Consider the following 25,302-nt stretch of genomic DNA (forward strand, 5'->3'; position numbering starts at 1 on the left):
GCCATATATAGTGGCACTCGCGCAAAACCTATTGGTTGCATTTAACTTACTGTAGATACGCTGTCTATAATCTCGTCAAGGCCAACACGCCGTATTTGCTTCATACTGTGTATGTATAATTTCAATGATACGTTTTCAAGGGTCGCAATTTTAGTCACGTTAACATTGGCTGGTATCTGTTTTTCTATATTAGTGGGTAGCACGGCTACCCCACCTTCGCTAAGTAAGTTGTTAAGAGCAAGATTTAACGAATTGGTCCTTAATTTTGCATCGCGAAGCTGCGGGTAGGCGGTAAGAAGCCAGTCCCTAGCCTTAGTACCCCAGTCAATTGCTACAAAATCAGCGGCATTAACAGCATCCGAATTCTTTCCAACACGATAGAGTGCAATTTCATGTTCCATCAAAACTGTGCTATTTACTTCCTCAGATTTGAGTGGCTCTGTAGAAAAAGCGAGGTCTGTAACTCTTTCGTGCAGTTGGCGGGAAAGAGTATCTAGGGTCAAGACTTCTGCCTTTACAGACCAATCAGGAAATGAGTTGTGAAGATGGCTTAGCATTGTAGGCAATAGCAATTCACTGGCGAGCTGTGTCGCTCCACAAACTACATACTCAGATGACTGTATTTGCAGCTCTTGTTTGGCTTCGTTGAGTGTGGCGCATAATTGCTTAGCGTAGGGAAGCAACTTTTCTCCGGACTGCGTAAGTTGGATACTGTTGCGCTGCCTAATAAAAAGCGTCGTGTGAAAATACTCTTCAAGTAACTTTATCCTAGCACTAACGGCAGATTGAGTAAGGTAGAGATTTTCAGCGGCTTTACCGAAGTGACGTGTTTTTGTCACCTCTATAAAAGTGGTGAGAAAGCGTATATCCATGCTTAATTTACAACCGAATTGATATGACTCTAAACTGACATAGATAATACGGTAAGTAAATACAAATGCACAGAAGCGCACCACTATAACCGGTGCGCTTAATTAAAAATTCATCAACTCGCTTAATTAATACTCTTCTTGATGCAAACGTCGTTGCTTTTCACGACGTTGCAAGTCACGCTTCTGTTTTACTTTTACAGAGCTATGACGTTTAGAATTTGTTTTCTTTGCGTGAAGATCTTCCTCTTCTACCGAGTCCCATTCATCACGCTGGTAACGATAGTCTTTACTCATTGACTTCTCTGGGTTGTTAACACTTTTTAATTATCATCCTAAGCCGAAAAATAGAAAACGAATTTTAATCATCGTAGCGACAAGAATTTTTGATGATATCTTTGCTGCTTTCTCACATGCGTGTTTTGCTAATCCATATGTCATTTTTGTGACAATACGCCCACAACAGCAACCCTTTAAAAAAATTCGGATATACTCTTATTTTTCATGCATTTAAAGAATACAAATCTTTTGCGAACAGTTTCTAAAAAGGCCCATTTGCAAGAATATTCCTCTGAGTCTCCGTTACTTTTTAACCCGTTAAAAAATTTTTTATTGATAAGAGAAAAATCTTTTGTTTTATCTTCATTTTTATTTATTTTAAAAGTGCGCTGAACAAAACAATACGTTGGGTACAACATGAAAAGTTTAGCTATTCGACTATCTCCAAAACCATATATTGACCGTCAAAAGTTTCCCTATGGCTTTCGTAAATCAGGTGACTTCAGTATCACTGAAGCAGATCTTTTAACTAACTATGGCAAGACCTTATTAGGCCTTGAAAGCGGTGAACTTTCGCCAGAAAGTGAAGATGAGCAACATTTCGTTGCATTCATCAATGGCAAAGTTGAAGCAGTGAATAACCTTGAAAAAGCGTGGGCAAAATATGTCAGGCTGGCAAGAGGGAAAAAACACTTTTATACCCTCCACAGCAGCGCTAGCAATCAATCAGAATACGATGATGATTACTCTGAAGAAGAATTTGATGTAGCCTAAGTTAAAATCATACCAGTTCACATTATAAAGCTCGCTCAGGCGAGCTTTTTTTGTTTTAGATGATAAATGATCTCAATCAAGGCTATGCAAGAAGAAAATGAAGAAAGGTTAAGGACTGTCTACACTTAGAGTATTAAAGAGTGACATTAACTAATGGTAACTGTCACTCTATACAAAGAGCCCTAGCAAAGGAGGCGCAACGATGATCATTAGTTCAAAACAGCTTACTCACTTTTCTATTCACGCCGTTGATGACAAGGTAGGCGGTGTTCGCGATATTCTCTTTGACGATGAAACGTTTACCGTACGTTATTTGGTTGCAGATACAAATACGTGGCTTCCTCTTAGCAGAAAAGTTGTTATTTCTCCTATCGCTGTGACAGAGCTAGATAGCAGTGATGACACTGTTCACGTAAATATGACTGTTAAAAAGTTAAAGAATAGTCCGTCAATTGATGAACATAAGCCCGTTTCTAGAGAGTATGAAGAAAACCTCTTCAAGTACTTTGGTTACGGCTACTACTGGATTGGGCCAGGGGCATGGGGAGAATTTGCACATCCCAATGAGCTCGTTGAATTACAGCAAGCAGAAGAATCCGAAACACTTCACCCTGAAAAAACGAGTAATCATTTGAGGGCTGTTGGCGAAGTGGGAGGTTATGAGGTTGCTACGACTACCGACAACGTTGGACACATAAGCAATTTTATAATCGACACGCGAAGTTGGAAAATTGTGATGCTAGTGGTTGATACCAATAACTGGCTTCCAGGCGGTAAACATCTTGCGCTATTACCGAGAGACATTGAAAATATCGATTGGGCGGCACACTGTGTTGCGGTCAACCTGAGTCATGACGAATTGGTCAATAGACCAGAGGTTGATAGTGATAGGATTGCAGAAGAGGACTACATTGCCCTTTTGAGAAAGCAACTGGATAAATCGTCTAAGATTTGAATTTGAATAAATGTTAAACGATATAATGTCCGTGTTGGCACGGACATTGTCGTTGTAATAATGGATACGAAAAAGTTACTTGCAGAAGAATTCGTCCATAAGCGCAATAAGTCGTTTGACACGTTCATCCGCTAGTCGATAGTAAATTGTTTGCCCTTCCCTTCTCGTAGCTACCATTTTCGACTCTCGCAATAGCGCAAGGTGTTGAGAAATCACGGGCTGTGAAACATTGACTACTTCTAAAAGCTCGGTTACCGACTTTTCCTCTTTCAACAATGAACAAAGCACCATAAGACGTGTTTTATTCGCAAATTGCTTAAGGAAGATCTCAGCTTCCACCGCATGTTCCATTATATCCTCTGAACCTATTACCATATCTTCAGACATAAGCACTTCCTTTCTTTAACATTTCTGGCAATAATTTAGCTATTAATTATACTAAAGTATAAGACATTTTGCCGACTTGCCATTATATGCGACGAATTCCGGTAATTCATATTGTTTTATTGAGATTCGATCCTTACATTAGATTAACCTTATCTTAATTACATAAAGTTGTTATCAATTGAAAGTATTATGCTAATAGATATTAAAACTCGGATTGAGAACATCAGTTTCGATATTCGATGCGTCACTGCAGAAAAAGCTTCAGAAGAGCTAGTGCACAATAATGGCGCTCTCATCGATGTCAGGGAAAGCAATGAAGCAGCGAGCCAGCCAGTCCCCTCTGCCCACAACATTCCACGAGGCGTGCTCGAGATGAAAGCACTGGAGAAATTCAAAGATGCCTCTACACCGCTTTACATTCATTGTGCATCTGGCGTTCGTGCCAAATTAGCCGCTGAGCAATTAATGCTTATGGGATACGAGAACGTATCAGTAGTAACGTGTCCTGTATCATCTATTAACCTCGCTCTTGAAAAGTGACTTGTATAATCAGTCTATGCTATAAGTAGCCCATAAAGCGGGTTAAGGGCGTCGTATGCTTAAATCTACACTCGAACAATGGCGTATGTTTAAAGCCGTTGTTGATGCTGGTGGTTTCAATCAAGCAGCTGCAGAAGTACATAAAAGTCAATCTAGTGTTCATCACGCTGTTCAAAAACTTGAGAATGCCATTGGTGTAACACTATTTGAAAATATTGGCCGTAAAGTACAGCTTTCTCCGCAGGGTGAGCTCATGTATCGCCGCGCTTCGTTTTTGCTTAACGAAGCTCACAAGCTTGAAGCGGTAGCAAGTAGCTTAAAAGTAGGAACAGAAACAACACTACGTATAGCTGTGGATATTATTTTCCCTTCTGAGTTATTGTATAACGTGCTTGCCAAAGTCTCTGCAGAGTTTCCTCTCTTACGCATAGAAATAGAGGAAACCGTCCTTAGCGGAGCTAACGCGTTATTAAGTAGCGGAAAAGTAGATTTGGGCATTTCTCCCTTTGTCTTTCCGAATGGTTTTAGCGAAGACTTATGTGAAATCGAGTTCGCCGCGGTGGCTCATGCTAAACATCCTTTGCATCAATTAAATAGAACTCTTACCTTAGAGGATCTTAAAACTCATCGTCAGATTGTCGTTCGCGACTCATCTGCAGAGCGCAAGGCGGATGTGGGTTGGCTGGGTGCAGAACAGCGCTGGACAGTGAGTCACGTGAGAACATCTTTAGATATCATCGCTCAAGGATTAGGATTTGCATGGCTACCTATAGCCATTATCAAGGATGAATTAGAAAATGGTACGTTAGTACCGCTTCCTTTGGATAACAATGCGGCGTTGAGAAAAGCCCTTCTCTATCTTTCTTTCGAAGATGGAGACACGTTAGGCCCAGCGGCACGCGCATTTATGGGAGAACTGAGGTACCAAACAATGAACTTGCCTACCTCTGAGTTTATGCTTGATTGATGTATAAGTAGCTCGCGCATTAGCTCACCACTGCAGGCAAATGTTGAAAGCCTAACACAAATCCAAACAACGAGATTGTTACACCTATCAAGGCTACTGCACCATCGTCTGTAGCCATTCCAACCGCCATAATGAACACTGCCAATGCGGGAATAAGACCCATAAAGGGAATAAGCTCTAACGGAACCATTACCAAGCCGCAGCCCACACAATTCAATGCAATTAAAGAGCGGAACACGGGCTGTCTCATAAAAAAACAACGGGGAACGAGAAATCGGTCAACACTAGCCGCATAGGGTTTTATTTTTTCCACTATATGGCGTAGTTGATCAGCATCGCAATGTATATCCATAACTTTTTGAGGTAACCATGGATGTCTGCTACCGAGTAATATTTGCAATGCAATAAGTAAAATCGTCACACCGGTTAAAGAAGGTACACCGGGAATAGCGCCTATAGGGGTGCAGGCGATAAAGGAAGGAAGCGCTAGCATCGGGCCAAATCCCCGTTTTTCCATTACTTCCCAAAAGTCTGCAAAATAAAATAAATTTTGACTAGCCCGAGGCTGCATTTTTGTCAGCAGCTCGGTTAAGGTCATTGATCTCTCAGCTGTTTTTGCCCACATTTTCAATTCCTTTGACATAAATTTAGCTGTAATCCCCTAATTTCAGAGAGCAAATGCGGACCTACTATGCGCAAACCTTCGGTAAATTTTATCTACTCTTTCCACCAATTATAAAATTGCTCCCCCAACAAATTGTGCGAAAAATGTGCCATAGCTCTATGCACACACAATTCATAAGGTAATGGGAATACTTTTTGCAGTCGTTTGTAAATAGGTAACACTCAGACTGTATTTGATAGATCGAAACCCGGTTAGAGCAAATAGTGGAAACGAAGTATTAAACAGTCGTTCGCTGAATTAAGCTTACATGCTTGAGGTGAGTTACTTAAATGCTAATGTAGTGTTACATGACCTATACAACATAACGCTTGGAAATAAACGATCAAAACTAGGTATCTAGTTATTTTTCCTTGCTGTTTATGATAAAACTATAACATTGATTTTATTCCATATTTTAAATGGAAAGTAATAGAGAGGGACATCCACGTGCTAACCGTACTTTTAGTTGATGATGACGCCGAGTTTACAGAAGTAGCTTGTACTATTATTGAATTTTTAGGCCACGACGTTCTAACCGCTGCTACATTAGCTGAAGCCCGTGATTGGCTTGAGAAAGAAACATTCGATCACGTACTGTTAGATTTTATGCTGCCTGATGGTAGTGGCGCTCATCTATTTAATGAACTTGATGCGCTTCCTAAGCGTCCTCGCGTTACTCTAATTACTGGTCACCCTTCGGTTAAAAGCGTGATTAAAGGCTTATGTGGCCCTACCGTAGACTACCTTGTAAAGCCAATACAGCGCGAAGAAATTGAGGCTGTTCTAAGTAAAAAACAAAAAGACACAACACCTAAAGAAGAAACAATTGAAAAACACTTCGATTTGCTGATAGGCGAGTCTCCCGTGATGAAAGAGTTATACAAACTCATTTCAAGAGTCAGTAAAACAAGTGCTAACGTCATGCTGTTAGGCGAAAGTGGCGTTGGTAAAGAAGTGGTTGCTGCTGCAATTCACCGAGCTTCTGAAAGTGAAGGTCCTTATATCGCCACAAACTGTGGTGCCTTTTCTAAAGAATTGATTGGTAGTGAACTGTTTGGCCATGAAAAAGGTGCCTTCACTGGTGCGGTAGGTCGTAAAGAAGGTGTGTTTGAGCAGGCGGAAGGTGGCACCCTTTTCTTAGATGAAATCACAGAAATGCCCATCGATATGCAGCCCAACCTTTTGCGCGTACTTGAAAATAAAGTAGTGCTTCGCGTAGGTGGCACAAAATCTATACCTGTAAATTGTCGCGTAGTATCTGCAACAAACAGAACAATGGAAGAAATAGCGCAAAGCAAAGTGTTGCGCGAAGATATCTATTTTAGATTGGCCGTTTTCCCAATCACTATCCCACCATTACGTGAACGAAAAGAAGATATTCCGCTGCTAGCGAAAACTTTTATTGCAGAATTTAACAAAGATAACGGTTCTAATTTTAAATGGGAAGATAATCAACTTGAAACGCTTCAAGCCTATGATTGGCCAGGAAACGTTCGTGAGTTAAGACACTTCGTTCACCGTGCAGCAATTATGAGTGACCCTGAGAAGAGTGAGATTGAACTTCCTAAAACTATTGAATCTCCTTTTGCACAGAAGCAGAGTACGACACCTGCCCTTCAAGCTGGAAGAACGATTGAAGATGTAGAAAAAGAGCTTATCTACGCCACGTTAGAAAAAGTAAGTGGCAATAAAACCACGGCCGCAGAAATGTTAGGGATAAGTACTAAAACGCTGTACAACCGCCTTCATGCCTACGGCGATCTAAGCAAAGATGAATAATAAGGGGTGCTCGATATGACGAGCGAGGAATTCTCACGTCTAAGTGTTTTCGTACATGATGCTCGCAAGCCTTTAAATAGAATATCTATGCAGGCGGAGCTAGTAAAAATGGCACTAAATGGTGATGTTGCGCCCGAAAAAGCATTAGCGGCGTTAGATAAAATAATAAGCAGTGCAAAAGACTGCAGCGAGACCCTTTCTGAAATGACGTCAGAACTGGGTAAGAACGATGCGGAATAATTAAATGATCTCTAAAGTTCTGTCTTCCATTTACAGCTGGATAATTTTGGTTGTTGTCATCATTGTCGTTATGACTGCAAACTCTTTTTATGTAGTAAGTACTCTTAACGACCTCTCAGCACTTGAGGCGCGACTATTTACAACTAATCGTGTAATCAATGCAGTGAATAGGCTTCATGTAGCGGTGCTGCGAGTGGAATCTGGTCAACGCGGCTATATGCTCACAGACGATGAAGAGTATTTAACTGACTATACTGAAACACTTGGTGTCATCGGTGAGTTGATGGACGAGGTAGAAGTGAGTTCTTTTTCGTCTGATATTAATGAGCAATCTGCAAGAATTGAGGAATTGCTAAGGCTAACTAAAGCAAAGGTCAACGAGGTTATTCAAGTAGTAGAACTTGTTAAGGAAGGGAAAAAGCAAGAGGCTATTAGTCTAGTTAAAAGCGACAAAGGTATACTGCTATATAAACGTTTTGAAGGGCTTTTTCGCGAAATCGATGGGTCCGAACGCGGTATGCAAGGTACGCATTTAGCAAATTTGATGAGCTTGCGAAGAGACTCAGTAAACACATTAATCATCTCATCAGCTACTACCCTACTACTCGTTATTGCAGTTTTCCTATTATTGAAAATTAACTCGCGAGAGCACGAGAAGTATCAGGCCGATCTTGAATCTGTCAATGAGGACTTAGAAAATCGCATAGATGAACGGACACAAGAGCTCAGTATTTACTCCGATGAATTAGCACGAAGTAATCGAGAGTTGGAAGATTTTGCATTTGTCGCTTCACACGATTTACAAGAACCCCTTCGCAAAATTCGGGCATTCGGAAACCGACTAGAGTCAGGATACAAGGATGTTATTGATGAGAGAGGCAAGGATTATTTAGCGCGAATGCTAAACGCAGCAGAGCGCATGTCGATGCTCATATCTGATCTTCTTGCCTTTTCTCGTGTATCAACCCGGGGAAAAGACTTTGATGATGTAGACTTAAATAAAGTTATACAGAGCGTTCTAGGCGATTTAGAGATCGCCATTGATGAAAAATCAGCACAGATAGATGTAAGCGAAAATATGCCTTCCATTCGAGGGGATAAGACACAGCTTGAACAATTATTTCTAAATTTAATCTCTAACGCGCTCAAATTTCAAACTGAAGGTGTAACGCCGGTTGTCAAAGTCAATTTACAAGAAGCCAGCGAAGAAGATACTCAGGATATACTTATGTCCGAAGAGTATAACTGGATAAAAATTGCAATTACCGACAACGGCATTGGTTTTGACCAGTCATTCGCAGAGAAAATATTCGCTCCGTTCCAACGCCTGCATGGTAGAAGTGAATATAAAGGTACGGGTATAGGGCTTGCGGTATGCCGACGCATAGTAGAAAGGCATAATGGTCAAATTACTGCTATGAGCGCACCAGGACACGGGGCTACTTTTACAATAATAGTGCCGGTAGATAGCGAGCCGTTTGGTTCTAACAACAATAATGGAGAGACACACAATGACGCGTAAACAAACCCAGCCAATAAATATCTTGATGGCCGATGATGATGAGGATGATCGCCTATTAACCGTTGACGCGCTGCAAGAAAGTCGCGTCCTCAACAATCTGTTTTGCGTTGAAGACGGTGTGGAATTGTTAGAGTTTCTTCGTCACGAGGGAAAATATTCTGATCCAGCATCGGCGCCTCGCCCTAGCCTTATATTGCTTGACTTAAACATGCCAAGAAAAGATGGTCGCGAAGCACTTCAGGAACTTAAAAACGACCCCAAACTACGCAGTATTCCGGTTGTAATCCTAACAACGTCGAAAGAAGAAGAAGATATGCTCCGTGGTTACGACCTCGGTTGCGCTTCTTACATTACTAAACCCGTTAATTTTGAAGGATTAGTTGAATTAATGCGTGCTTTAGGTCGTTATTGGATCGAGTTTGTAGAGTTACCACACGAGTAAAAGAGGTACTAGATGTCAGAGGTTATTAAAATTCTATTGGTAGAAGACGATGAAGATGATTACTTCTTAACTTCTGACTATCTAGAACAGTGTGAGTCACCTAAGTTTGAGTTAACGTGGGTGACAAACAGTCTTGACGCCATAGAAGCGCTTAAGACGGAAGACTTTGATTTATGCTTGCTTGACTATTTGTTGGGCGCTGAGAATGCCATAGACGTTCTGGGTGTTCTTAAATCGAACCAATTTAGTCTGCCAGTGGTTATTTTAACGGGTCAGTCAGACGCTACTGTAGATGAAATGGTGATGCGCGCGGGAGCCGCAGATTATCTTCAAAAGTCCGAGATAGAATCGCCACGTTTTATGCGTACTATCCGTTATGCCATGGTTCGTCGCGATATAGAAAACGAGCGAATTGAGCGCAATAAGGTTGAACAAAAAAACAAAGCAAAAGACAAGTTCCTAGCCCACCTTGGCCACGAATTGCGCACGCCTCTCACCTCTATTTTGGGCTATACAGAACTTCTCATTGATGACGCAAGGAATAGCCCGTTTCAGCAGGAGCTATCGATAATTCATTCAAACGGCAAACACTTATTGAGCTTGCTCAATGATTTACTTGATATGTCACGCATAATGGCTGAGAAGCTAGAATTAAACATTAAAGATGTAAACTTATCTGCTTTTCTTACCGATATTCACTCCTTAATGCGCTTGAACGCCAAAGATAAAGGGCTAAGTTTGAATGTGGTGTCTAACACCAAAATCCCTGAATTTATTAAGACAGATCCCACCCGACTTCGCCAAGTGCTGCTTAACCTCATTTCTAATGCGGTTAAGTTCACCGATAAGGGCAGTATTACACTTACTATAACCCTTGATGAAAACCCAACAGATAGTGAAAAACCTCAGCTACTTAGATTTTCCGTAGACGATACTGGCATAGGTATGCCACCAGACAAGTTGATCAACATCTTCCAACCTTTCGAGCAAATTGAAGATGTAATGCGCGCTAATCACGGTGGTGCTGGTTTAGGTTTAGCTATTTGTAAAGAGCTTGTCACCAAGCTTGGCGGCGATATAGACGTGTCATCTCGACTTGGAGAAGGTAGTACGTTCACATTCGATATTGACCCTGGCGATATTTCCAAGCAACCTCTCGTCGACCTAGAACTCGGTCAGATACAAACCGTCGAATCTAGCAGTATCGATTTAAATGTTACCGGCAGAGTGCTGATTGTCGATGACTTAAGAGAAATTCGGCGCCTTACCGGCCATCTTGTAAGTCAGTCTCAGGCAGATATTAGTTACGCGGAAAACGGTGTAAAGGCACTAGAAGCTGTATTACAGGCCGATGAACACAATCAACCATTTGACCTCGTTCTCATGGATATTCACATGCCTGTGATGAATGGCATTGAAGCGTTACACGCTATTCGTCGCCATGGTAAAGATATTCCCGTTATTGCGGTCACCGCAGCCAGTCGTAAAGGATTAAGAGAGTCGCTAATACGCGAAGGTTTTAATGACGTTATAGGTAAACCAATAGACCGCTTTGCACTCGCTCAACTTCTCTCACAATACCTTCCTCCTGGCGATCACGTTACTTTTACCAATGTGGAAGCACAGGTTGCTGACATGCCGATACAGAAACCTTACGCACCAGAGGAAAACATGCCGTCAAGCAATGGATTTGAATCCAATACGAATTTAGACATTGCAGCTGAAGATACCCCTCAGAAAAAAGGTGACGGAAGCCCTTCTAGTAAACGTATTTTAGTAATTGAAGATGATGAAGATGCTGCAGAGCTATTGCAGTTGTTTTTAGTTCATTTAGGTCATGAAGTCACCACCGAGTACTGTGGTGTTGATGCGCTTAGCACCGCACAAGACAATGACTTTGATCACGTGTTAATGGATTTGACGTTACCCGATTACAATGGTTATGACTTGGCTGGCGAACTTAAAGAAAAATTGCCTAATGCATTGCTTACCATAGTTAGTGGACACGAAGCCGAAGAAGAAGCAATGGAATCGATAGGAATAGATAGCGCGCTGCTTAAGCCGGTTTCAAAAGATGACCTCGCATCTGTCGTAGGTGGAAGCTAAGCTTTCGTTTTAGCGACTAAGAAAATATTACAGGGGTTTGCAAGGATAACGCATTTCTCTTGCAAACCTTTCACCCTCCCAAATAACTCACCCCCCTATCTAATTGTAAATAAAGGATTTATTCGATTGGTACAGCCGTTGCAACAGTTATTGTGAACCCAAAATATTAAGGAGAGTATTATGGCTACACAAGCTTCAGCAAAACCACAAACCGTTAAAACTAATAGCACTAACGGTGTGGCTGAACCGAGTCACCCAGTAACGGATCAACTAAAAGATACCCTTCATGCGTCAGTAGACAAGCTTGCCGATAGTGCGGGCGTGGCGGAAGAAAATATTCGTCGCACAGCCTCATCATCTGCTGAAAACATGTCTGAAAGAAAGCGTTTAGCAGAGCAGAAATGGCAGGCATCAAAAGTACGCAAATTTGCAATTGAAAATCCTGTTCAAACTGCAGGTATCGCTTTTGCGGCAGGTATGCTAGTAACGTCACTTCTCCGTAAGAAGTAGATTCATGAAAGCGCTAGATTTTCACAAAGCACGGTTTCGCACGTGCAATGAAAATCCATTTCGTCTGACGCCGCCTTCGGCGCAGGCGAAGCTCCATGAAAACGCGACAGGAGAAAGTACACCCAAAGAAACGCCACCTGACGAGCAGTCAACACAGCAACAATACCCCGACCCGTCTTTCTCCGATGTATTCAACGCATTTAAAGAAGCATTCTCTCAGAGAAAAGAACAAGGCTTTGCATTTCTTGAGCTTACTAATAGTGAACTCATGCTTGTCAAAAAGAGTTTTTTCGTCACTGTTTTTGCATGCCTCGCAGCATTTGCGGTTGGTACAGTTTGTTGGCTTATTTTAAATATTGCTATAGGCGCTATACTTCACAATGTTGGCGTGCACTACGTTGTGGTACCACTTGTGTTATTAGCACTTAATAGTCTTGCGGCGTTCGGTTTCTTTAAGCTTGCTCAAAATGCGTTTAACTATCTAAGTTTGAGCAGATTAATTCAAACATGGCGTAGGGTCTTTGGGTAAGGCATAGATTTAAAGGCGCATTAGCCCTTTTGATTAAGTTCATTTGATCAAATCCATGGACAGTGCCCTGTCAACAATAATGAGGTGAGTACTATGAACATCTTTTTGAAAGCGAATATAAAAGATATTGCGCAAAAAGAACATGCCTATTTTTCTCAAAAACATCACGCAGATGTTGCACTTACACAAGCAAAAAGGCAATGTTCGTTAATGATGGGTAAGCCAGAGACCTTACTTGGCATAGCTTCTGTTGGCGCATATAAAGGTGCAGTAGATGCTAAGCCTAAAGCAAAGCGTAACCGAGCGTTAATGGTTTTAGGTAGAACCGCGCTGTTCTCTTTGTTTCAGTAATCACAGTATTAAGGAATTTGTGAGATGAACATCAAAAGTAAAATTAAAAGTGGCCGCGTACTTCTTGCCACCGCAGGTGCGGCACTAAGCTTTGCGATAGCAGGGTGTTCATCGACACCAGTAGCTGCCCCTACCCCATACAAATCAGCGAACTCTAAAGCCTCATATGGTTATTCGAGCGAAAAAGTATCTGCAAATCAGTATCAGGTTCTTTTTAAAGCGACTGATAAAACTCCGGCCGACAAAGTACAGCAGTACGCTCTATATCGCGCCGCTGAAGTCGCACAAGAGCAAGGCTTTACTTATCTAGAGGTGATTAATACAAATATTGATAAAAAGCCTGTTATTGCGCGGGAAGTAACGGCTGGCAAAAATGAGCCAGCAATATTTCAAACAGATAGGCAATGCACTATGTCAGGCTGTGAGGAAGTTGCTCAACCGATGGCCGCCCCGAGCTCAAACGATGTTGTAAATACTCAGATTAACGACATCTACTTTACTATTGATGTAAAAATGGCGAATGATAAAACTCGTTTAGGTAAAAACGCCTTTACTGTCTTAGAAGTGCTGTCACAGCCTCTAGAGCCAAAGAATACAAATTAGCTGAACGTCATTCTGTACATCTATACACTGCATCATCAGTGTTCTGACAAAATGCTTTTCGGTACGCAATCAGTGTTACTGAAAAGCATAGCTTAATTGCACGAGCAAGTCTGTGGAACGCCCTAAAACCCACTACCTTAAATTCATAGCTACCACCCATTCCCTGAAATGCATCCTATAAAGCAGACTAAGGGCCTGCAAAATCGAGTAAATCCGGTCCTTCGTTTATAAGTAGACGAATAAGCTTGCGTATAAATTACGTAATATCGATGAAGTAAAACGACATTAAAACACACTAATCAACATGATAGATGAGACATTCATTCGTTCAGAACCGATACATGTCTTAACATCTTTATTCTTAATGACCCATTAATCTTCTATTAATGTTGTACAAAAGTCTCCGTCACCCAATCTAGCTATCATTAAACCTATGAACTGCAGAGCAGATTTGTAGACCGCTTTTTACAACGTTATACAGCTTCTGCTCCCAGCAATTTAATTAGGTAATAACACGTATTTATTTTGCAAATGACTGAGGAGTCACGCGATGAAAAAGCTAAACTCGTTAATGACAAAAACAACGCTTCTTGCAGCTTCGATTATGCTAGTAACAGGCTGCAGTGCAGTGGCCAAACCGCAAATGAATGAGACCGCCACTTCGAACGTTGGTGTATTGAAGGCTAAGGCGCTAGATAATGCATTACTGTATTCGGATGAATGTATTACAGAGCGTGAAGTTGTAGCAGCACAAAAGATGTGGGGTGAAGGCATTGTACGTATTGGCGCAGTGTTTAGTAACGACGGTGACTACTCTGGCGAGGCGGCTGATTTTATCCAGGACATGTACGGATATGATTTAAGTAGTGTACTGTTTAAACCAACCCTTGCAGCAAATGATCAGTTCCGTTCAAGCTTTGATGCAGCGCTTTCTTACTTTGTCGGTGGAAATGACGCTTATCAGGAAGATAAGGGTTTTGCGATTAAGCCTTATACAAACGTGAAATTCGACAATGTAGGAATTATTAATAACAGTTGTCGGATGGCGGTGGCGATGGGTAACTACTTCTTTACTGACACTAAGGGCGGAGAAACAAAAGTAGAGTACACCTTTGCCTATGTGAAAGACAGTGATGGCGACCTGCGTATTGTCGCTCACCAATCTTCGTTACCTTACAACCCAAATGGTAACTAGGTAACGCTCAGCCCCCAATCTTCTCAGATTATGTGGGGCGTCACCACCTCCCTTTTATAGGCAAAGCGTTTTTCCCTTTCGCTTTGCCTCTTTTTTCATCTTGAATTAAATGATGAGAAAAGGGCTTCTGCTCTATCATGTAAAAAATGCATTCGCTTGTGTAATCGTGACTCCTGCCACTGAAAATTACGTTTCAAAATTGCAATCTGAAACAAACTTAATCTATATAATTCATGCACTTAAAAAATAGGCATAAAGATAGCATTAGTTATTGTGAAAGTAACGGAAGCAATACGAGGATCTAGTTATGTTAGGTTGGGCAATCACATTTTTTATCATCGCCATTATTGCAGCAGTTTTTGGTTTTGGAGGCATCGCAGGTGCAGCAACAGGTATCGCACAGTTTCTTTTCTTTGTGTTTATCGCGTTGTTGGTAATTTCACTTATCGCTAATGCGTTACGTGGAAAGGCACCAAAGGCCTAAGAATATCTAATAGGAAAAAGGAGTAAGGATATGTTTTCATTTAAAAATCTATCAAAGGTACTAGTAGCATCAGCATTTGCACTATCACTAGCAGCGTGCGGTGACGGTGAGGCAGAAGACGCAGGCGAAGAGCTAGACGAGATGGTTACCGATGCAGGTAACGCCGTTGAAGACGCTTGTGAAGATGTGAAAGAAGGCGCAAACGCTGAAGATAAAGACTGTTAATCACGTCTTTATAAAAGAAGGGCCAGACAATGTCTGGCCCTTTTTGTTTGTACTGATTTAATCTGCCCAGACTTACGTTCTCGTTAAGAAACTTCTTCACCACCTAACTCTCGAGCAAGGTCATCCAGTGTAGAAAGCGTAGAATCAAACTCCCCTACACCATAACGATACTGTACGCTTACGTGATGGTCGGTACGCCCAAACTTCACTCTTAACCCTTCAGCATCAACATGCTTTACGGTATTTAAAAAACGATACGCAGACATTTCTGTTTCAAATTGAAACTCTACACTGTTTTCCATTTATTTTCCCGATTAAGCCACAATTTCTGGGTGAGCGTGAATTACTGCCACAACACGTTGAAGCAGATTATTGTCCGCTTTATCTATAGAGTCGTAGGATAACCAGTCGGCAAGAATGTCGGGGGCGGTCGCCGCCTCTCCTTGTTCCAACTTAGACGTCATCATTTGTAGCTGTACACTAGAGCGTATAGATGCATCTGCATCCGGGCTTGGCATACCAGTTGCAACTTCTAATGCTACCGTTAACCATTGTCTGTCGTGCTGAGTTGTTTCATTTCCAGTAGACTGACACAATACGTTCGCCCAACGCTTCCCTAACGTTTCCGCTAGAGCCTGCTCGTCACCACTTCCCTCACCTACACTTAGCTGTAGTAAAGAAACCAGAGCCTGAGCCCGCGCCAATCGGGCTTGAGATTGTGCGTTTTTCGCTTGCGCAGCACGCTTACTTTCAAGTGTATCTATCTTTTTATCTACTTTCGTACGTTGCGCTTTAGGCAAGTCGGTTAACTGAGCGCGAACGTCGCTCATTGATTGACTAAACGTGACATCATCGCTGTTGATATCAACCGCTTCCACTTGCTTGAGTAGCGAATCTACTAACGCGTTAAATGCATTATTCTGTACTTTCCGCTCGGCTTTTAAACGTTCAAATACGGTGTCATTGGCAGCTTTAAATTCTGCCCACAACTTACTCTCTTCACGTTTACCTGCATGGCCTACTTGCTTCCACTGGCTTTGCAATTGCTGAGCTTTGTCGGCAGCGCCAGCGACATCTTCTTCCGTGGCAAGTTGACAAGCTTGAGTGACTAACGCACGCTTTTGAGCTTGATTATCGCTTTGCCACTGAGTCACTTTAGCCTGGATGGGCGATGATACCGCCTTCCATTCTTGCTTCAGCTGTTCATAAATTTCACGTTCAACCTGACCTGCAGCATGCCACTGTTTAGACGCTCTATCAAAAACCTTCACTAACTCGGCTTCTGGCGTGTTAATGTCCATTGTCTTAACGGTAGCGATAATCGACATGCGCTGTTCACGGGCAGCTGCCCGCTGTGCATCTAACTTCGCGTAATGCGCTCTACAAGGCTCGAAGGCCTTTTCAAGTGCATCATCGAATTGCTGCTGTAATAACGCGTCTTCGCTGCTTTCTTCGTTACTAGACGATGAAGGCGTTAATGATAACCATTGCTTGCGCAGATACTTAATAGCTTCGCTTCTTTGCTTAATATTTTCTGCATCAGCACTGGCTAACGCTTTTGCTTCTTCTAAAAGAGCGGGTTTGCGCGGCGCCGCAAGATAATCCTGCCACCCTTCTAAGCGTGACACTTCGCCAGCCGTTTTTTCAAAACGCTTCTCTACATATTTCTTAGCTGAATCAGGAAGCGCAGCATAACTTTCTTGAAGCTTTGCAAACTTTGAAATAGCAACGCGAAACTTGCCCTGATCAATTAAGTTGTCGATAACGCTAATGTGCTTTCTAATGTGTTTTACTTGCTCATTTTCTTTGGATTTTTGAGCACGCTCTTTGGCATTTACACTGTTTGTGGCAGCGTTAAAACGTTTAGACAACGCCTTAGGAATGGCATCGATTTCGCGGCTAAGCGCTTTATACGCTTGACGTGCTTCGTCAAACTCCGCTTTGAGAGCCACTACACTACTGCTTTGTACTGCGTCGCCACCGTTTACTTGACTCAAATCTTCAGCTGATGCGCTAGCTTCTTCAGTGCTTACATCACGAGTATCTTTATCTGACAAGTTATCAGCCGCTGAAACGATCTTAGCGGCGATATCTTCGAGCGACTGAAGTTTTATCTGTAGCTTTTGGCCGTATTGCTGCTGCATAGAGAAGCGATCAAGTTGCTCGTTTAGTTCGTCGACAGAGTGCTTAATCTGTGTGCTACGCTTATCAGCGGCCGACTCATCATCGAGACGCGCTAGCTGTTCGAGCGTTGCTTCGACACCGCGTACACTTTCATTAACGGTTGCAACATCAGCAAGCGTAGCTTCATAAAGCCTGTTATTGTACAACCAAGCTACCTGCTCCTTGGCATAAGTAAGCTGCTGTTCGCACAATGCTTTGGTATTGGCACGTTGCGACGCTTGTTGCTTCTCTTCCCATGCTGGGCGGATACGGCTTAAATATCGCTCGAGCTGCTCACCTATACGCGCGCGCTTTTCTACATAATCAGCGCGTTCTTCTGAAGTGAGTAAGTCAATTTGAGCAAACAGCCCTGTCAATTCGCTCTCAAGCTCATTGCGCTTTTCATCAATGGTTTCTACATCTGATTTGTCGAGTAAAGCCTGATATTTTGAAAGCCCCAAAGTAAGCTGCTTTTTAAGCTCTACGGGGCGCTTTGCAGCCTCTTTAATAGCATCGATCCGCGCATTAATTTGCGTTACAAGCGCATCATCTGACACTTTCTTAGCAAGCTTTTGCAAATCTGACACGTCTGAATGTGCGTTGACTAGTTGAGTCTGCAGTTGGGGACTTGCCCCTTCTAGAAAGACAAACTGGGTGAAAGATGGCTTCGCTACTTTTTCGATTAGCGCGTTAGCTAGGGCATCATCTTGCAGAAGCGTAGGCTCTTTCTTCAACATTTGCGGAACTAACTGCACTACCAGATCAGCGTTGGCTGTTTCAGTTAAAAAAGAGAATATCTCTTGGCGGGAAAGTGGGACATCGCCCTCGCCTAGCAAAGCAGCGTTTACCTTTTTCTCGGCGGCTTTTTTAACGCGAGACTGCTTGGCAATTTGTGACATTTTAAGCCACAGCACAAAGCTATTAAGCTTTTCGAGTGCTGCTAAACTGACATTTGCATCTTCGTCATTAAATGCCAGTTCGTGAAGAATTGTTTTTTCCTGTGCCTTTTCGGGAGAAAGATTCTCTATTGCCTGCATCCGTTTCTCAGGCTTAGGGCTTTGGTGTGAAGGCGCAAATATACGACTAAATATCATCCTGTTTAAACCGCGCTATTGTATTATTATCATCCTGCTCATCGCGTAACGAGCGTTTAAAGTCGGCTTTACTTTTATGAACAATTTCGCCGCTTTCACCTACTGTCATATGCTCAGAGGACTTTTCTATTTTTGCTTGATACAGCATAACAGCCTGTATGCTGCTTGCTTTTTGCTCTTCATTTAAAGGCGTGCCATCAGGCCACTTGCCTGTCTCAACCGCCTGACGCAGACGCTCGTAAATCTCCGGCGTCATGCTGGCTAATAGTGCTTCTATATTCATTTAGGAAAAACGCTTTATGTAAACAATACGCGCGCGGTTTACTAAGTACCAAACAAAGCCAACCACAGCGCCCAAAATAGCTAAATTGTGTTGCAAATCACCTGGGCGTGTTCCGCCCCAATACATGAAGCCAAAACTCGCAACAAATATCAGCATAGCAAGAAGGGACTGGTTCTGGATACTGGCTAACTTTTTAAATCTTTGTAAGCTTTGCTTGCGTTCTATATCTTCAGAGGTCGCATCACCGATTTTAAAATCGCAGTGAGGACACGTCTTCGCTTTATCTGACGTTTTCTTATTACATGAAGGACAGTCAACTAATGCCATATGTTGCTCCTGTTTATTGAGTGCGAATTCGAAATGCACTGTACGCTTTTAAGCGAATGAGCATTTATACGCGGACGGGTATCATACTGAAGTTCAACACAACAATGAAGTCGATTCTGTTGAATACCCTCTTCGTTACAAAACAAAAATGCGCAGGGTGTTAACTTTTGTACAAAGTTCACCACTGCGCATTTTTACTGGCTAGCTTTCCGTACTCTCTTTCTTCTAAATACCCGAAGAAAAAGTACTAAAGGTAGCTTAAATACTATTTTTTATGTCGAGACCAGTAGTCGTTAACGGTTTCTTTCATCTCTTGACAAAGCAACATGATGCCGAACAGGTTTGGCAAGGTCATTACTACAATTGCTACGGCAGAAAGCGCCCAAACAAGTGTAGTATCAGAGAATGCCGCCCAAACAAACCCTGCTACGTAGATAACGCGATACGGCATTACAGAGCGTGGACCAAACAGGTAGGTCATAGCGCGGTCACCATAATAAGACCACGCGATAGCAGTTGAGAACGCAAATAACATTAAGCCAATGGATACAATATACTGCCCCGCATCGCCAAAGAAACCGCGAGTAAAGGCAATGGTTGTAAGCGCTGCCGAGTGAACCAGTGACTTACCGCTTACTTCAAGGTTCTCTTTAACCGGCTTTCCGTCGACAATCTTAAGCGTGCCAGTAAACAAGTCTTCACTACCTACTGCATACTTCACGTCTTCTGCTACAGACCTAGCGTTAAGCAGTGTAAAACCATCGCTTACAGCCGTGCCGTTAACAACGGTAATTGAGCCAGTATAAGGCTGTACATTGTTACCTTCAATTTCGTTCAAGTAACCATATAGTTTGTTTACGTCATCCTGATTCGAGTCGTCGTATTGACCTGCAACAAAGTACATGTCTGAACGATCGAAAACATTTTCGTGTTTTTCTTTCCACACGCCTGACGACAGAATAACTAAACCCGTTACGGTACAAATTAGAATAGTGTCGATGAAAGGTTCAAGCAGTGACACCATACCTTCTGACGCAGGCTCTTTTGTTTTTGCTGCGGCGTGAGCGATAGGTGCAGAACCCTGACCCGCTTCGTTTGAAAACAAGCCTCGGTTAACCCCACGGTTAAACGCATAAGCTAACGAAGCCCCCAAGAAACCGCCTGCGGCGGCTGAACCAGTAAACGCATCACCAATAACTGCGGCAAATGATGGACCGATATTTTCTAGATTTGCGAAAATAACAGCAAGAGCACCAATAAGGTAAATTACAGCCATAACGGGAACAACACGCGCCGTAAACGCGGCAATGCGTTGGATACCACCTAGAATGACCAAGGCTAGAAGAATACCCAGTACACTACCTACCATCCAAGGTTCGAAGCCAAATGTAGCTTCGATACTTTGCGCGATACCATTACTTTGAGGAAGGTTTCCGGTACCAAATGAGCTGACTACCGTTGCAACAGCAAATGCAACCGCTAACCACTTCATGTTTAGGCGACGGTCCATGTAATACATAGGGCCACCGGCCATGGTGCCGTCTTCTGTCTTTACGCGATATTTGTGCGACAGAGTAACTTCAACGAATTTTGTAGTCATACCTAGAAAGGCGGTTACCCACATCCAAAATAGTGCAGCGGGGCCACCAAGGAAAATAGCGAATGCAACACCTGAGATGTTACCTGTACCTACGGTACCAGACAGTGCAGTAGTTAGTGCACGAAAGTGCGTGGTGTCACCTGGATCGCTTTCTTTATCAAACTTACCGGTAACAACCTGCCAAGCGTGTTTGAAGAAACGAATTTGCGGAAACTTAAGATAAACCGTAAAGAAAAGACCTACGCCTAACAGTACATAAGGAAACCAGAACGCGCCCCCTAAGAAACCATCGAGCATAGTTAGAAAACCATATAACCCTTCCAACGTTATTCCCCTTTTTTATTATGTTTAACTGTTGTTTTATTTTAATAATTAAAAGGCCTCTTTTTGTCGAGGCCTTTTTTGCGGAAGCTTTTGCTTCCTTATTTTTATATTATTGCTCTGATGCTTTTAGCTTTTTAACAACTGCATTCACACCAATAAGCAAATCTTCACCTAATTGACGGCTGCGCTGTACCGACCAACCATAGATGTCGTCTGGTACATCTGCGTTGTCTTTAAATGGCATTTCTACCGTGTACGCCATACATTTGAATTTCTCGCCCACTGCATTTGACGCGACGGTTAAATTAGCCTTGCCTGGCTCATCTTTATCGTAGCCAAACTCGTCTTGAAATTCTGGCGTTGCATTTAACAACGCATCTTTAAAGGTGTTTTCTAGCATTTTTATAGTGTCATTGTAGCTAGGGTTACCTTCACTTCCTGCAACAAAGTTGTACGGCAATGCCTCATCACCGTGCAAATCAAGATACATATCTACACCAATTTCGCTCATTGCATTCAGTACGTAAAGCACTTCTGGGCTTTTTTCTTGCGAAGGTGTCGCCCACTCGCGATTAAGATTGGTACCTACAGCGTTGGTACGCAGATGACCGCGTGCGCTGCCGTCTGGATTCATGTTTGGCACAATGTAGAACACAGCGTTATCAAGCAACTGTCGAGCCAAACCATCTTGTTCGTCGAGCAAACGGTAAATAATACCTTCTGCACACCACTCGGCCATGGTTTCACCGGGGTGTTGACGTGCGGTGATCCAGACTTTTTTCTTTTCTGGCGTTTCTTCACCGATAACCAGCATAGACATATCTCGGCCATCAAGGGTAAGGCCTAAGAATTTATGCTCGCAAAGTAATGACATTTGCGCGTCGTGCACAAGATCGAGATGACGTTCGTAGCTATACGGAATGAAATACGCAAAGTAAACACTAGGCTGTTCTAGTGTTAGTGAGAACGTAAGGTTGTCACCATCAAATTCACTAGGGATTCTAAACCAAGTTTGACGGTCGTAAGACGCTAAAACGTTGTATCCCTTCCAACCTTCTGGATATGCTGACTTTGCTAGATTACCAATGGTCATTGTGTGCGTAACGAAAGTTTCGCCTACTAAACGGAAATGAAACCACTGTGCAAATTCAGATTGGTTGTCGTTGGGAATGGTTAGACGAATGTCGTCTGGTGATTGTGCGCTAACAACTTCAATGTTACCGCTGTCGAATTGACTGGAAATATGCATAGACTGTCGTTTTCCTCATTATTTGAGCGCTAATTTAGCATAGACATAAACACAAATTCCACGCACTCAGCGGGTTTTGTACTGTCGAAAGTATACAAAATGTTTACACCATCAAAAAACCGACCACTTAGGTCGGTTTTTTGTACAGTTTCTTGTAATGCGTGTTACTTACAGCGGCAACGTAGGAAAACTTAGTCCTGCCATGTCACGAACTACGCGCAGTACCTGACAGCTGTAACCAAATTCATTGTCGTACCATACATATAGCGTCAGGCGGTTATCGGCGGCGATAGTTGCCTGAGAGTCAACCACAGATGCAGCGCGAGAGCCGACTAAATCTGTAGATACAATCTCTTTACTTGCCGTGTAATCAATTTGGTGTTGAAGCTTTGAGAACAACGCGGTATCGCGCAGGAACTCATTAACTGCAATGCGATCCACCGGCGTTTTGAGGTTTAGGTTCAAAATCGCTAGCGATACGTTTGGCGTAGGTACACGGATAGCGTTACCGGTAAGTTTGCCTGCCAGTTTCGGATAGGCTTTGGCAACTGCTTTCGCTGCGCCCGTTTCGGTAATAACCATATTAAGCGGCGCACTACGTCCGCGACGGTCGCCCTTGTGGTAATTGTCGATAAGGTTTTGATCGTTAGTGTAAGAGTGAACCGTTTCAACGTGACCGTTTTCAATACCGTACTCTTCGTCAAGCGCCTTAAGTACTGGCGTAATAGCGTTAGTCGTACAGCTAGCAGCAGAAACAATAGTGTCTTCTGGCGTCACCTCTTCATCGTTCACACCGTGTACAATATTCTTAATGTCACCTTTACCTGGTGCGGTAAGAACAGCCTTCGCCGCGCCTTTCGCTTTAAGGTGAAGGCCAAGACCATCGCGGTCGCGCCAAATACCTGTGTTATCTACGATGATAGCGTTATCGATACCATATTGGGTGTAATCCACTTCATCAGGGCTATTGGCATAAATCACTTGAATGTACGAACCATTTGCTTTTAATGCATTGCGTTCATGGTCAACTGTGATGCTGCCGTTGAACGGCCCATGCACTGAATCGCGGCGCAGTAAGCTTGCGCGTTTTTCTAGGTCGCCATCGCGCCCGCCACGAACTACAATGGCGCGTAAGCGAAGCTTATTGTTTTTACCTTGGCGTTCAATAAGCAAGCGAGCAAGTAAACGACCTATTCGGCCAAAACCATATAGTACAACGTCCTGAGGTTTCTGATCGTCCTCTTTGTCGGCAACGTCGTTTAGTTTTTCGTTAAGGTAGGCCGTAAGGTCGTTGTTGTCGACCGCAGAACCGTAGTGAAAATCAAAAGCCAATTTACCAATATCAATTTGTGCAGGAGCAAGCTTCATGTTGCTCAAGGCTTCTAAGATTGGATAGCTTTCGCGTAGGCGTAGCTTAATACCTTCGTGCAGACGCACTTTGCGGTGCGCTTTAATAACATCAATAGCACTGGCGTTCAGTAGCGAGCGTCCATAAACCGAAATTTCAACTGCCTTATTGCGATACAATTTACCAATAAGGGGCAACATCATTTCTGCGTATTCCTGACGCTCTTGCCAGCTGCTTTGTAATTCCTGCTCAAACTGTTGATTCATGCTTCTGCCTTCATCGATATTAAATTAACGGTGTTGTCATTGTTGTCTGCGCAACCAATTTATTATTGGCCCAAACGCTTCTAACTAATCCTAATTACGCGTCAGCTTTTTATTATTTTTAGGGTACACTAGGTGAGTTTTCGCCTGACGGTGACGAGCAGTATCTTAAATAAACAAGCAAGGAAGACCAAATTGTTGATAAGTTTCAAAACCTCTATGAAAACTCGTACAACAACGAATTTATTTAGTAAGTTTCCAACAAAAAAGCATCTAGCGACAGTGTGGCTGGCAGCAGCGACAACACTCACCGGTTGCGGCGATCTTTTTGAACCTACTATTAGTGAAATTTGTGAATCTCACAGCGAGATTTGCTTAGATTTGAGTTTGGATGCCCGTTGTCGCGGCGAGCGAGCTGAGATTATTCGCTTACGTTACTACAATCAAGATTCAAAAGACGACGCTTACAAGTACCCGCTCCTTCTGAACTTCGAAGAGTATCTCACCTGCGTTGAAGAAGTGCAGCATATCGAACACGTTAAACGCAAAGGCAAGGAAGCGACACGGCTAAAAGGCGTTATTACTGCTCAGCGTGAAATTAAACGCCTAAGCCGCGAAACGAAAGATTCCCTTGATCCTTACCTTTCTTACTATCATTGGACACGATATAACGACAAAGAGGCTTTTCATCGCTTTGAGCGCTACGCTGCCAGCAACCGCGTAAGCGACCCAAAGCTACTGGTCGCACTGGCCTCTGTTCAGATTAAAACAGACCAAAAGCGTACTATTGAAACCTTATATCGCGCGCTAAGTTTATATACAGACAGCGACGACATTGACGTCAGCATTTTCTACTCGCTTGCTTCAATGGGAATGGATATGGACAACTATCGCCTTGCCTATGTTTGGTATGGTGTGGCTGAAGCCTTCGATGAGAGAATTAACGACACTCAGCGTGTTCAACTTGGACAACGCTATGCCCTTCCAGTAGGCATTCTAGATAACATTGTTGATGAAATAGTCAGTAATTTGAATAGCGCGACCTTCAACGCAGATTCATTGAAACTGGATAAGCTCTGATTTTTTGAAACTCAATTACACAATTTCATTGGTAAATAATTAAAAAAACCGCCGTTTATGGGCGGTTTTTTTTGATTGGATCTCTCGACTTCCCACATGAGGTCAAAATTTAATCAGATGTTTACCTTAATCAAGCGCTCACCTAGGGCT

At 42.8% G+C, this 25,302-nt stretch carries 28 protein-coding genes; 17 read left to right on the top strand and 11 right to left on the bottom strand.

Going from position 1 to position 25,302, the window contains the following annotated elements:
* Positions 1–41: 41 nt before the first annotated feature.
* The gene (locus ACXAGK_RS15770; protein ID WP_474856955.1) at positions 42–872 is read right to left on the bottom strand and encodes a LysR family transcriptional regulator; all 831 of its coding nucleotides are present in this window, start codon (positions 870–872) and stop codon (positions 42–44) included.
* Between the two features lie 126 nt (positions 873–998).
* Positions 999–1,166, bottom strand: a complete 168-nt coding sequence (locus ACXAGK_RS15775; protein ID WP_474806263.1) for a hypothetical protein — start codon at positions 1,164–1,166, stop codon at positions 999–1,001.
* A 399-nt stretch (positions 1,167–1,565) separates the two neighbouring features.
* Between ACXAGK_RS15775 and ACXAGK_RS15780 the strand changes: the two genes are divergently transcribed.
* Both ACXAGK_RS15780 and ACXAGK_RS15785 read left to right on the top strand, forming a co-directional pair.
* Complete coding sequence (locus ACXAGK_RS15780) at positions 1,566–1,922, top strand: MaoP family protein (RefSeq protein ID WP_474856956.1); 357 nt, start codon at positions 1,566–1,568, stop codon at positions 1,920–1,922.
* Between the two features lie 202 nt (positions 1,923–2,124).
* Positions 2,125–2,877: a PRC-barrel domain-containing protein gene (locus ACXAGK_RS15785; protein WP_474856957.1), complete on the top strand. Its 753-nt coding sequence runs from the start codon at positions 2,125–2,127 to the stop codon at positions 2,875–2,877.
* A gap of 75 nt (positions 2,878–2,952) precedes the next feature.
* Here ACXAGK_RS15785 and ACXAGK_RS15790 read toward each other — a convergent pair whose 3' ends face one another.
* Complete coding sequence (locus ACXAGK_RS15790; RefSeq protein ID WP_474806257.1) at positions 2,953–3,264, bottom strand: ArsR/SmtB family transcription factor; 312 nt, start codon at positions 3,262–3,264, stop codon at positions 2,953–2,955.
* Between the two features lie 189 nt (positions 3,265–3,453).
* On the opposite strand from ACXAGK_RS15790, the gene ACXAGK_RS15795 reads away from it, so the two are divergent.
* The gene (locus tag ACXAGK_RS15795) at positions 3,454–3,804 is read left to right on the top strand and encodes a rhodanese-like domain-containing protein (RefSeq protein WP_474856958.1); all 351 of its coding nucleotides are present in this window, start codon (positions 3,454–3,456) and stop codon (positions 3,802–3,804) included.
* 55 nt (positions 3,805–3,859) lie between these two features.
* On the top strand, positions 3,860–4,771 hold the full coding sequence (locus ACXAGK_RS15800) for a LysR family transcriptional regulator (protein ID WP_474806254.1): 912 nt from the start codon (positions 3,860–3,862) through the stop codon (positions 4,769–4,771).
* Between the two features lie 19 nt (positions 4,772–4,790).
* Here the strand turns inward: ACXAGK_RS15800 and ACXAGK_RS15805 are convergent, their stop codons facing one another.
* The gene (locus tag ACXAGK_RS15805; RefSeq protein ID WP_474856959.1) at positions 4,791–5,396 is read right to left on the bottom strand and encodes an exopolysaccharide biosynthesis protein; all 606 of its coding nucleotides are present in this window, start codon (positions 5,394–5,396) and stop codon (positions 4,791–4,793) included.
* 486 nt (positions 5,397–5,882) lie between these two features.
* On the opposite strand from ACXAGK_RS15805, the gene ACXAGK_RS15810 reads away from it, so the two are divergent.
* From ACXAGK_RS15810 to ACXAGK_RS15865, 12 genes are all read left to right on the top strand, one after another.
* Positions 5,883–7,214, top strand: a complete 1,332-nt coding sequence (locus ACXAGK_RS15810) for a sigma-54-dependent transcriptional regulator (protein ID WP_474856960.1) — start codon at positions 5,883–5,885, stop codon at positions 7,212–7,214.
* 15 nt (positions 7,215–7,229) lie between these two features.
* Complete coding sequence (locus ACXAGK_RS15815; protein ID WP_474806248.1) at positions 7,230–7,454, top strand: hypothetical protein; 225 nt, start codon at positions 7,230–7,232, stop codon at positions 7,452–7,454.
* A 4-nt stretch (positions 7,455–7,458) separates the two neighbouring features.
* Positions 7,459–8,976, top strand: a complete 1,518-nt coding sequence (locus tag ACXAGK_RS15820) for a sensor histidine kinase (protein WP_474856961.1) — start codon at positions 7,459–7,461, stop codon at positions 8,974–8,976.
* Entirely contained in the window at positions 8,966–9,418 is a 453-nt protein-coding gene (locus ACXAGK_RS15825) for a response regulator (RefSeq protein WP_039216546.1), read from the top strand. Before ACXAGK_RS15820 ends, ACXAGK_RS15825 begins: the two co-directional genes overlap by 11 nt.
* A gap of 12 nt (positions 9,419–9,430) precedes the next feature.
* Positions 9,431–11,524, top strand: coding sequence for a response regulator (locus ACXAGK_RS15830; RefSeq protein WP_474856962.1), 2,094 nt, complete (start codon positions 9,431–9,433; stop codon positions 11,522–11,524).
* Between the two features lie 180 nt (positions 11,525–11,704).
* Entirely contained in the window at positions 11,705–12,034 is a 330-nt protein-coding gene (locus ACXAGK_RS15835) for a DUF883 domain-containing protein (RefSeq protein WP_474856963.1), read from the top strand.
* Positions 12,035–12,038: 4 nt separating this feature from the next.
* The gene (locus ACXAGK_RS15840) at positions 12,039–12,563 is read left to right on the top strand and encodes a hypothetical protein (protein WP_474856964.1); all 525 of its coding nucleotides are present in this window, start codon (positions 12,039–12,041) and stop codon (positions 12,561–12,563) included.
* A 93-nt stretch (positions 12,564–12,656) separates the two neighbouring features.
* The gene (locus ACXAGK_RS15845) at positions 12,657–12,914 is read left to right on the top strand and encodes a hypothetical protein (protein ID WP_474806238.1); all 258 of its coding nucleotides are present in this window, start codon (positions 12,657–12,659) and stop codon (positions 12,912–12,914) included.
* A 24-nt stretch (positions 12,915–12,938) separates the two neighbouring features.
* Positions 12,939–13,517 (top strand): CC0125/CC1285 family lipoprotein, encoded by a 579-nt coding sequence (locus tag ACXAGK_RS15850; protein ID WP_474856965.1) that lies wholly within the window; start codon positions 12,939–12,941, stop codon positions 13,515–13,517.
* A 550-nt stretch (positions 13,518–14,067) separates the two neighbouring features.
* Positions 14,068–14,712, top strand: a complete 645-nt coding sequence (locus ACXAGK_RS15855; protein WP_474806234.1) for a phosphoribosyl-AMP cyclohydrolase — start codon at positions 14,068–14,070, stop codon at positions 14,710–14,712.
* Between the two features lie 307 nt (positions 14,713–15,019).
* On the top strand, positions 15,020–15,196 hold the full coding sequence (locus ACXAGK_RS15860) for a DUF1328 domain-containing protein (RefSeq protein ID WP_049587611.1): 177 nt from the start codon (positions 15,020–15,022) through the stop codon (positions 15,194–15,196).
* Positions 15,197–15,226: 30 nt separating this feature from the next.
* On the top strand, positions 15,227–15,421 hold the full coding sequence (locus tag ACXAGK_RS15865; protein WP_025255565.1) for a hypothetical protein: 195 nt from the start codon (positions 15,227–15,229) through the stop codon (positions 15,419–15,421).
* Positions 15,422–15,504: 83 nt separating this feature from the next.
* Here the strand turns inward: ACXAGK_RS15865 and ACXAGK_RS15870 are convergent, their stop codons facing one another.
* The 7 genes from ACXAGK_RS15870 to ACXAGK_RS15900 form a co-directional block, all read right to left on the bottom strand.
* A complete protein-coding gene (locus tag ACXAGK_RS15870; protein ID WP_049587608.1) occupies positions 15,505–15,723 on the bottom strand; it encodes a hypothetical protein in 219 nt (72 codons plus the stop codon).
* 12 nt (positions 15,724–15,735) lie between these two features.
* The gene (locus ACXAGK_RS15875) at positions 15,736–18,678 is read right to left on the bottom strand and encodes a DUF349 domain-containing protein (protein ID WP_474856966.1); all 2,943 of its coding nucleotides are present in this window, start codon (positions 18,676–18,678) and stop codon (positions 15,736–15,738) included.
* A complete protein-coding gene (locus ACXAGK_RS15880; RefSeq protein ID WP_474856967.1) occupies positions 18,668–18,961 on the bottom strand; it encodes a YeaC family protein in 294 nt (97 codons plus the stop codon). The genes ACXAGK_RS15875 and ACXAGK_RS15880 overlap by 11 nt, the downstream gene beginning before the upstream one ends.
* A complete protein-coding gene (locus tag ACXAGK_RS15885; protein WP_014949837.1) occupies positions 18,962–19,288 on the bottom strand; it encodes a zinc ribbon domain-containing protein in 327 nt (108 codons plus the stop codon). It lies immediately after the preceding gene.
* Between the two features lie 265 nt (positions 19,289–19,553).
* A complete protein-coding gene (locus ACXAGK_RS15890) occupies positions 19,554–21,212 on the bottom strand; it encodes an alanine/glycine:cation symporter family protein (protein ID WP_474856968.1) in 1,659 nt (552 codons plus the stop codon).
* Positions 21,213–21,321: 109 nt separating this feature from the next.
* Positions 21,322–22,461, bottom strand: a complete 1,140-nt coding sequence (locus ACXAGK_RS15895) for a M14 family metallopeptidase (RefSeq protein WP_474856969.1) — start codon at positions 22,459–22,461, stop codon at positions 21,322–21,324.
* A gap of 168 nt (positions 22,462–22,629) precedes the next feature.
* The gene (locus ACXAGK_RS15900; RefSeq protein WP_474856971.1) at positions 22,630–24,075 is read right to left on the bottom strand and encodes a glyceraldehyde-3-phosphate dehydrogenase; all 1,446 of its coding nucleotides are present in this window, start codon (positions 24,073–24,075) and stop codon (positions 22,630–22,632) included.
* A 192-nt stretch (positions 24,076–24,267) separates the two neighbouring features.
* Here ACXAGK_RS15900 and ACXAGK_RS15905 point away from each other — a divergent pair, with 192 nt between their 5' ends.
* Complete coding sequence (locus ACXAGK_RS15905) at positions 24,268–25,152, top strand: DUF2989 domain-containing protein (protein ID WP_474856972.1); 885 nt, start codon at positions 24,268–24,270, stop codon at positions 25,150–25,152.
* Positions 25,153–25,302 lie beyond the last annotated feature (150 nt).

It is taken from the genome of Alteromonas sp. ABM1_013, assembly GCF_056160505.1.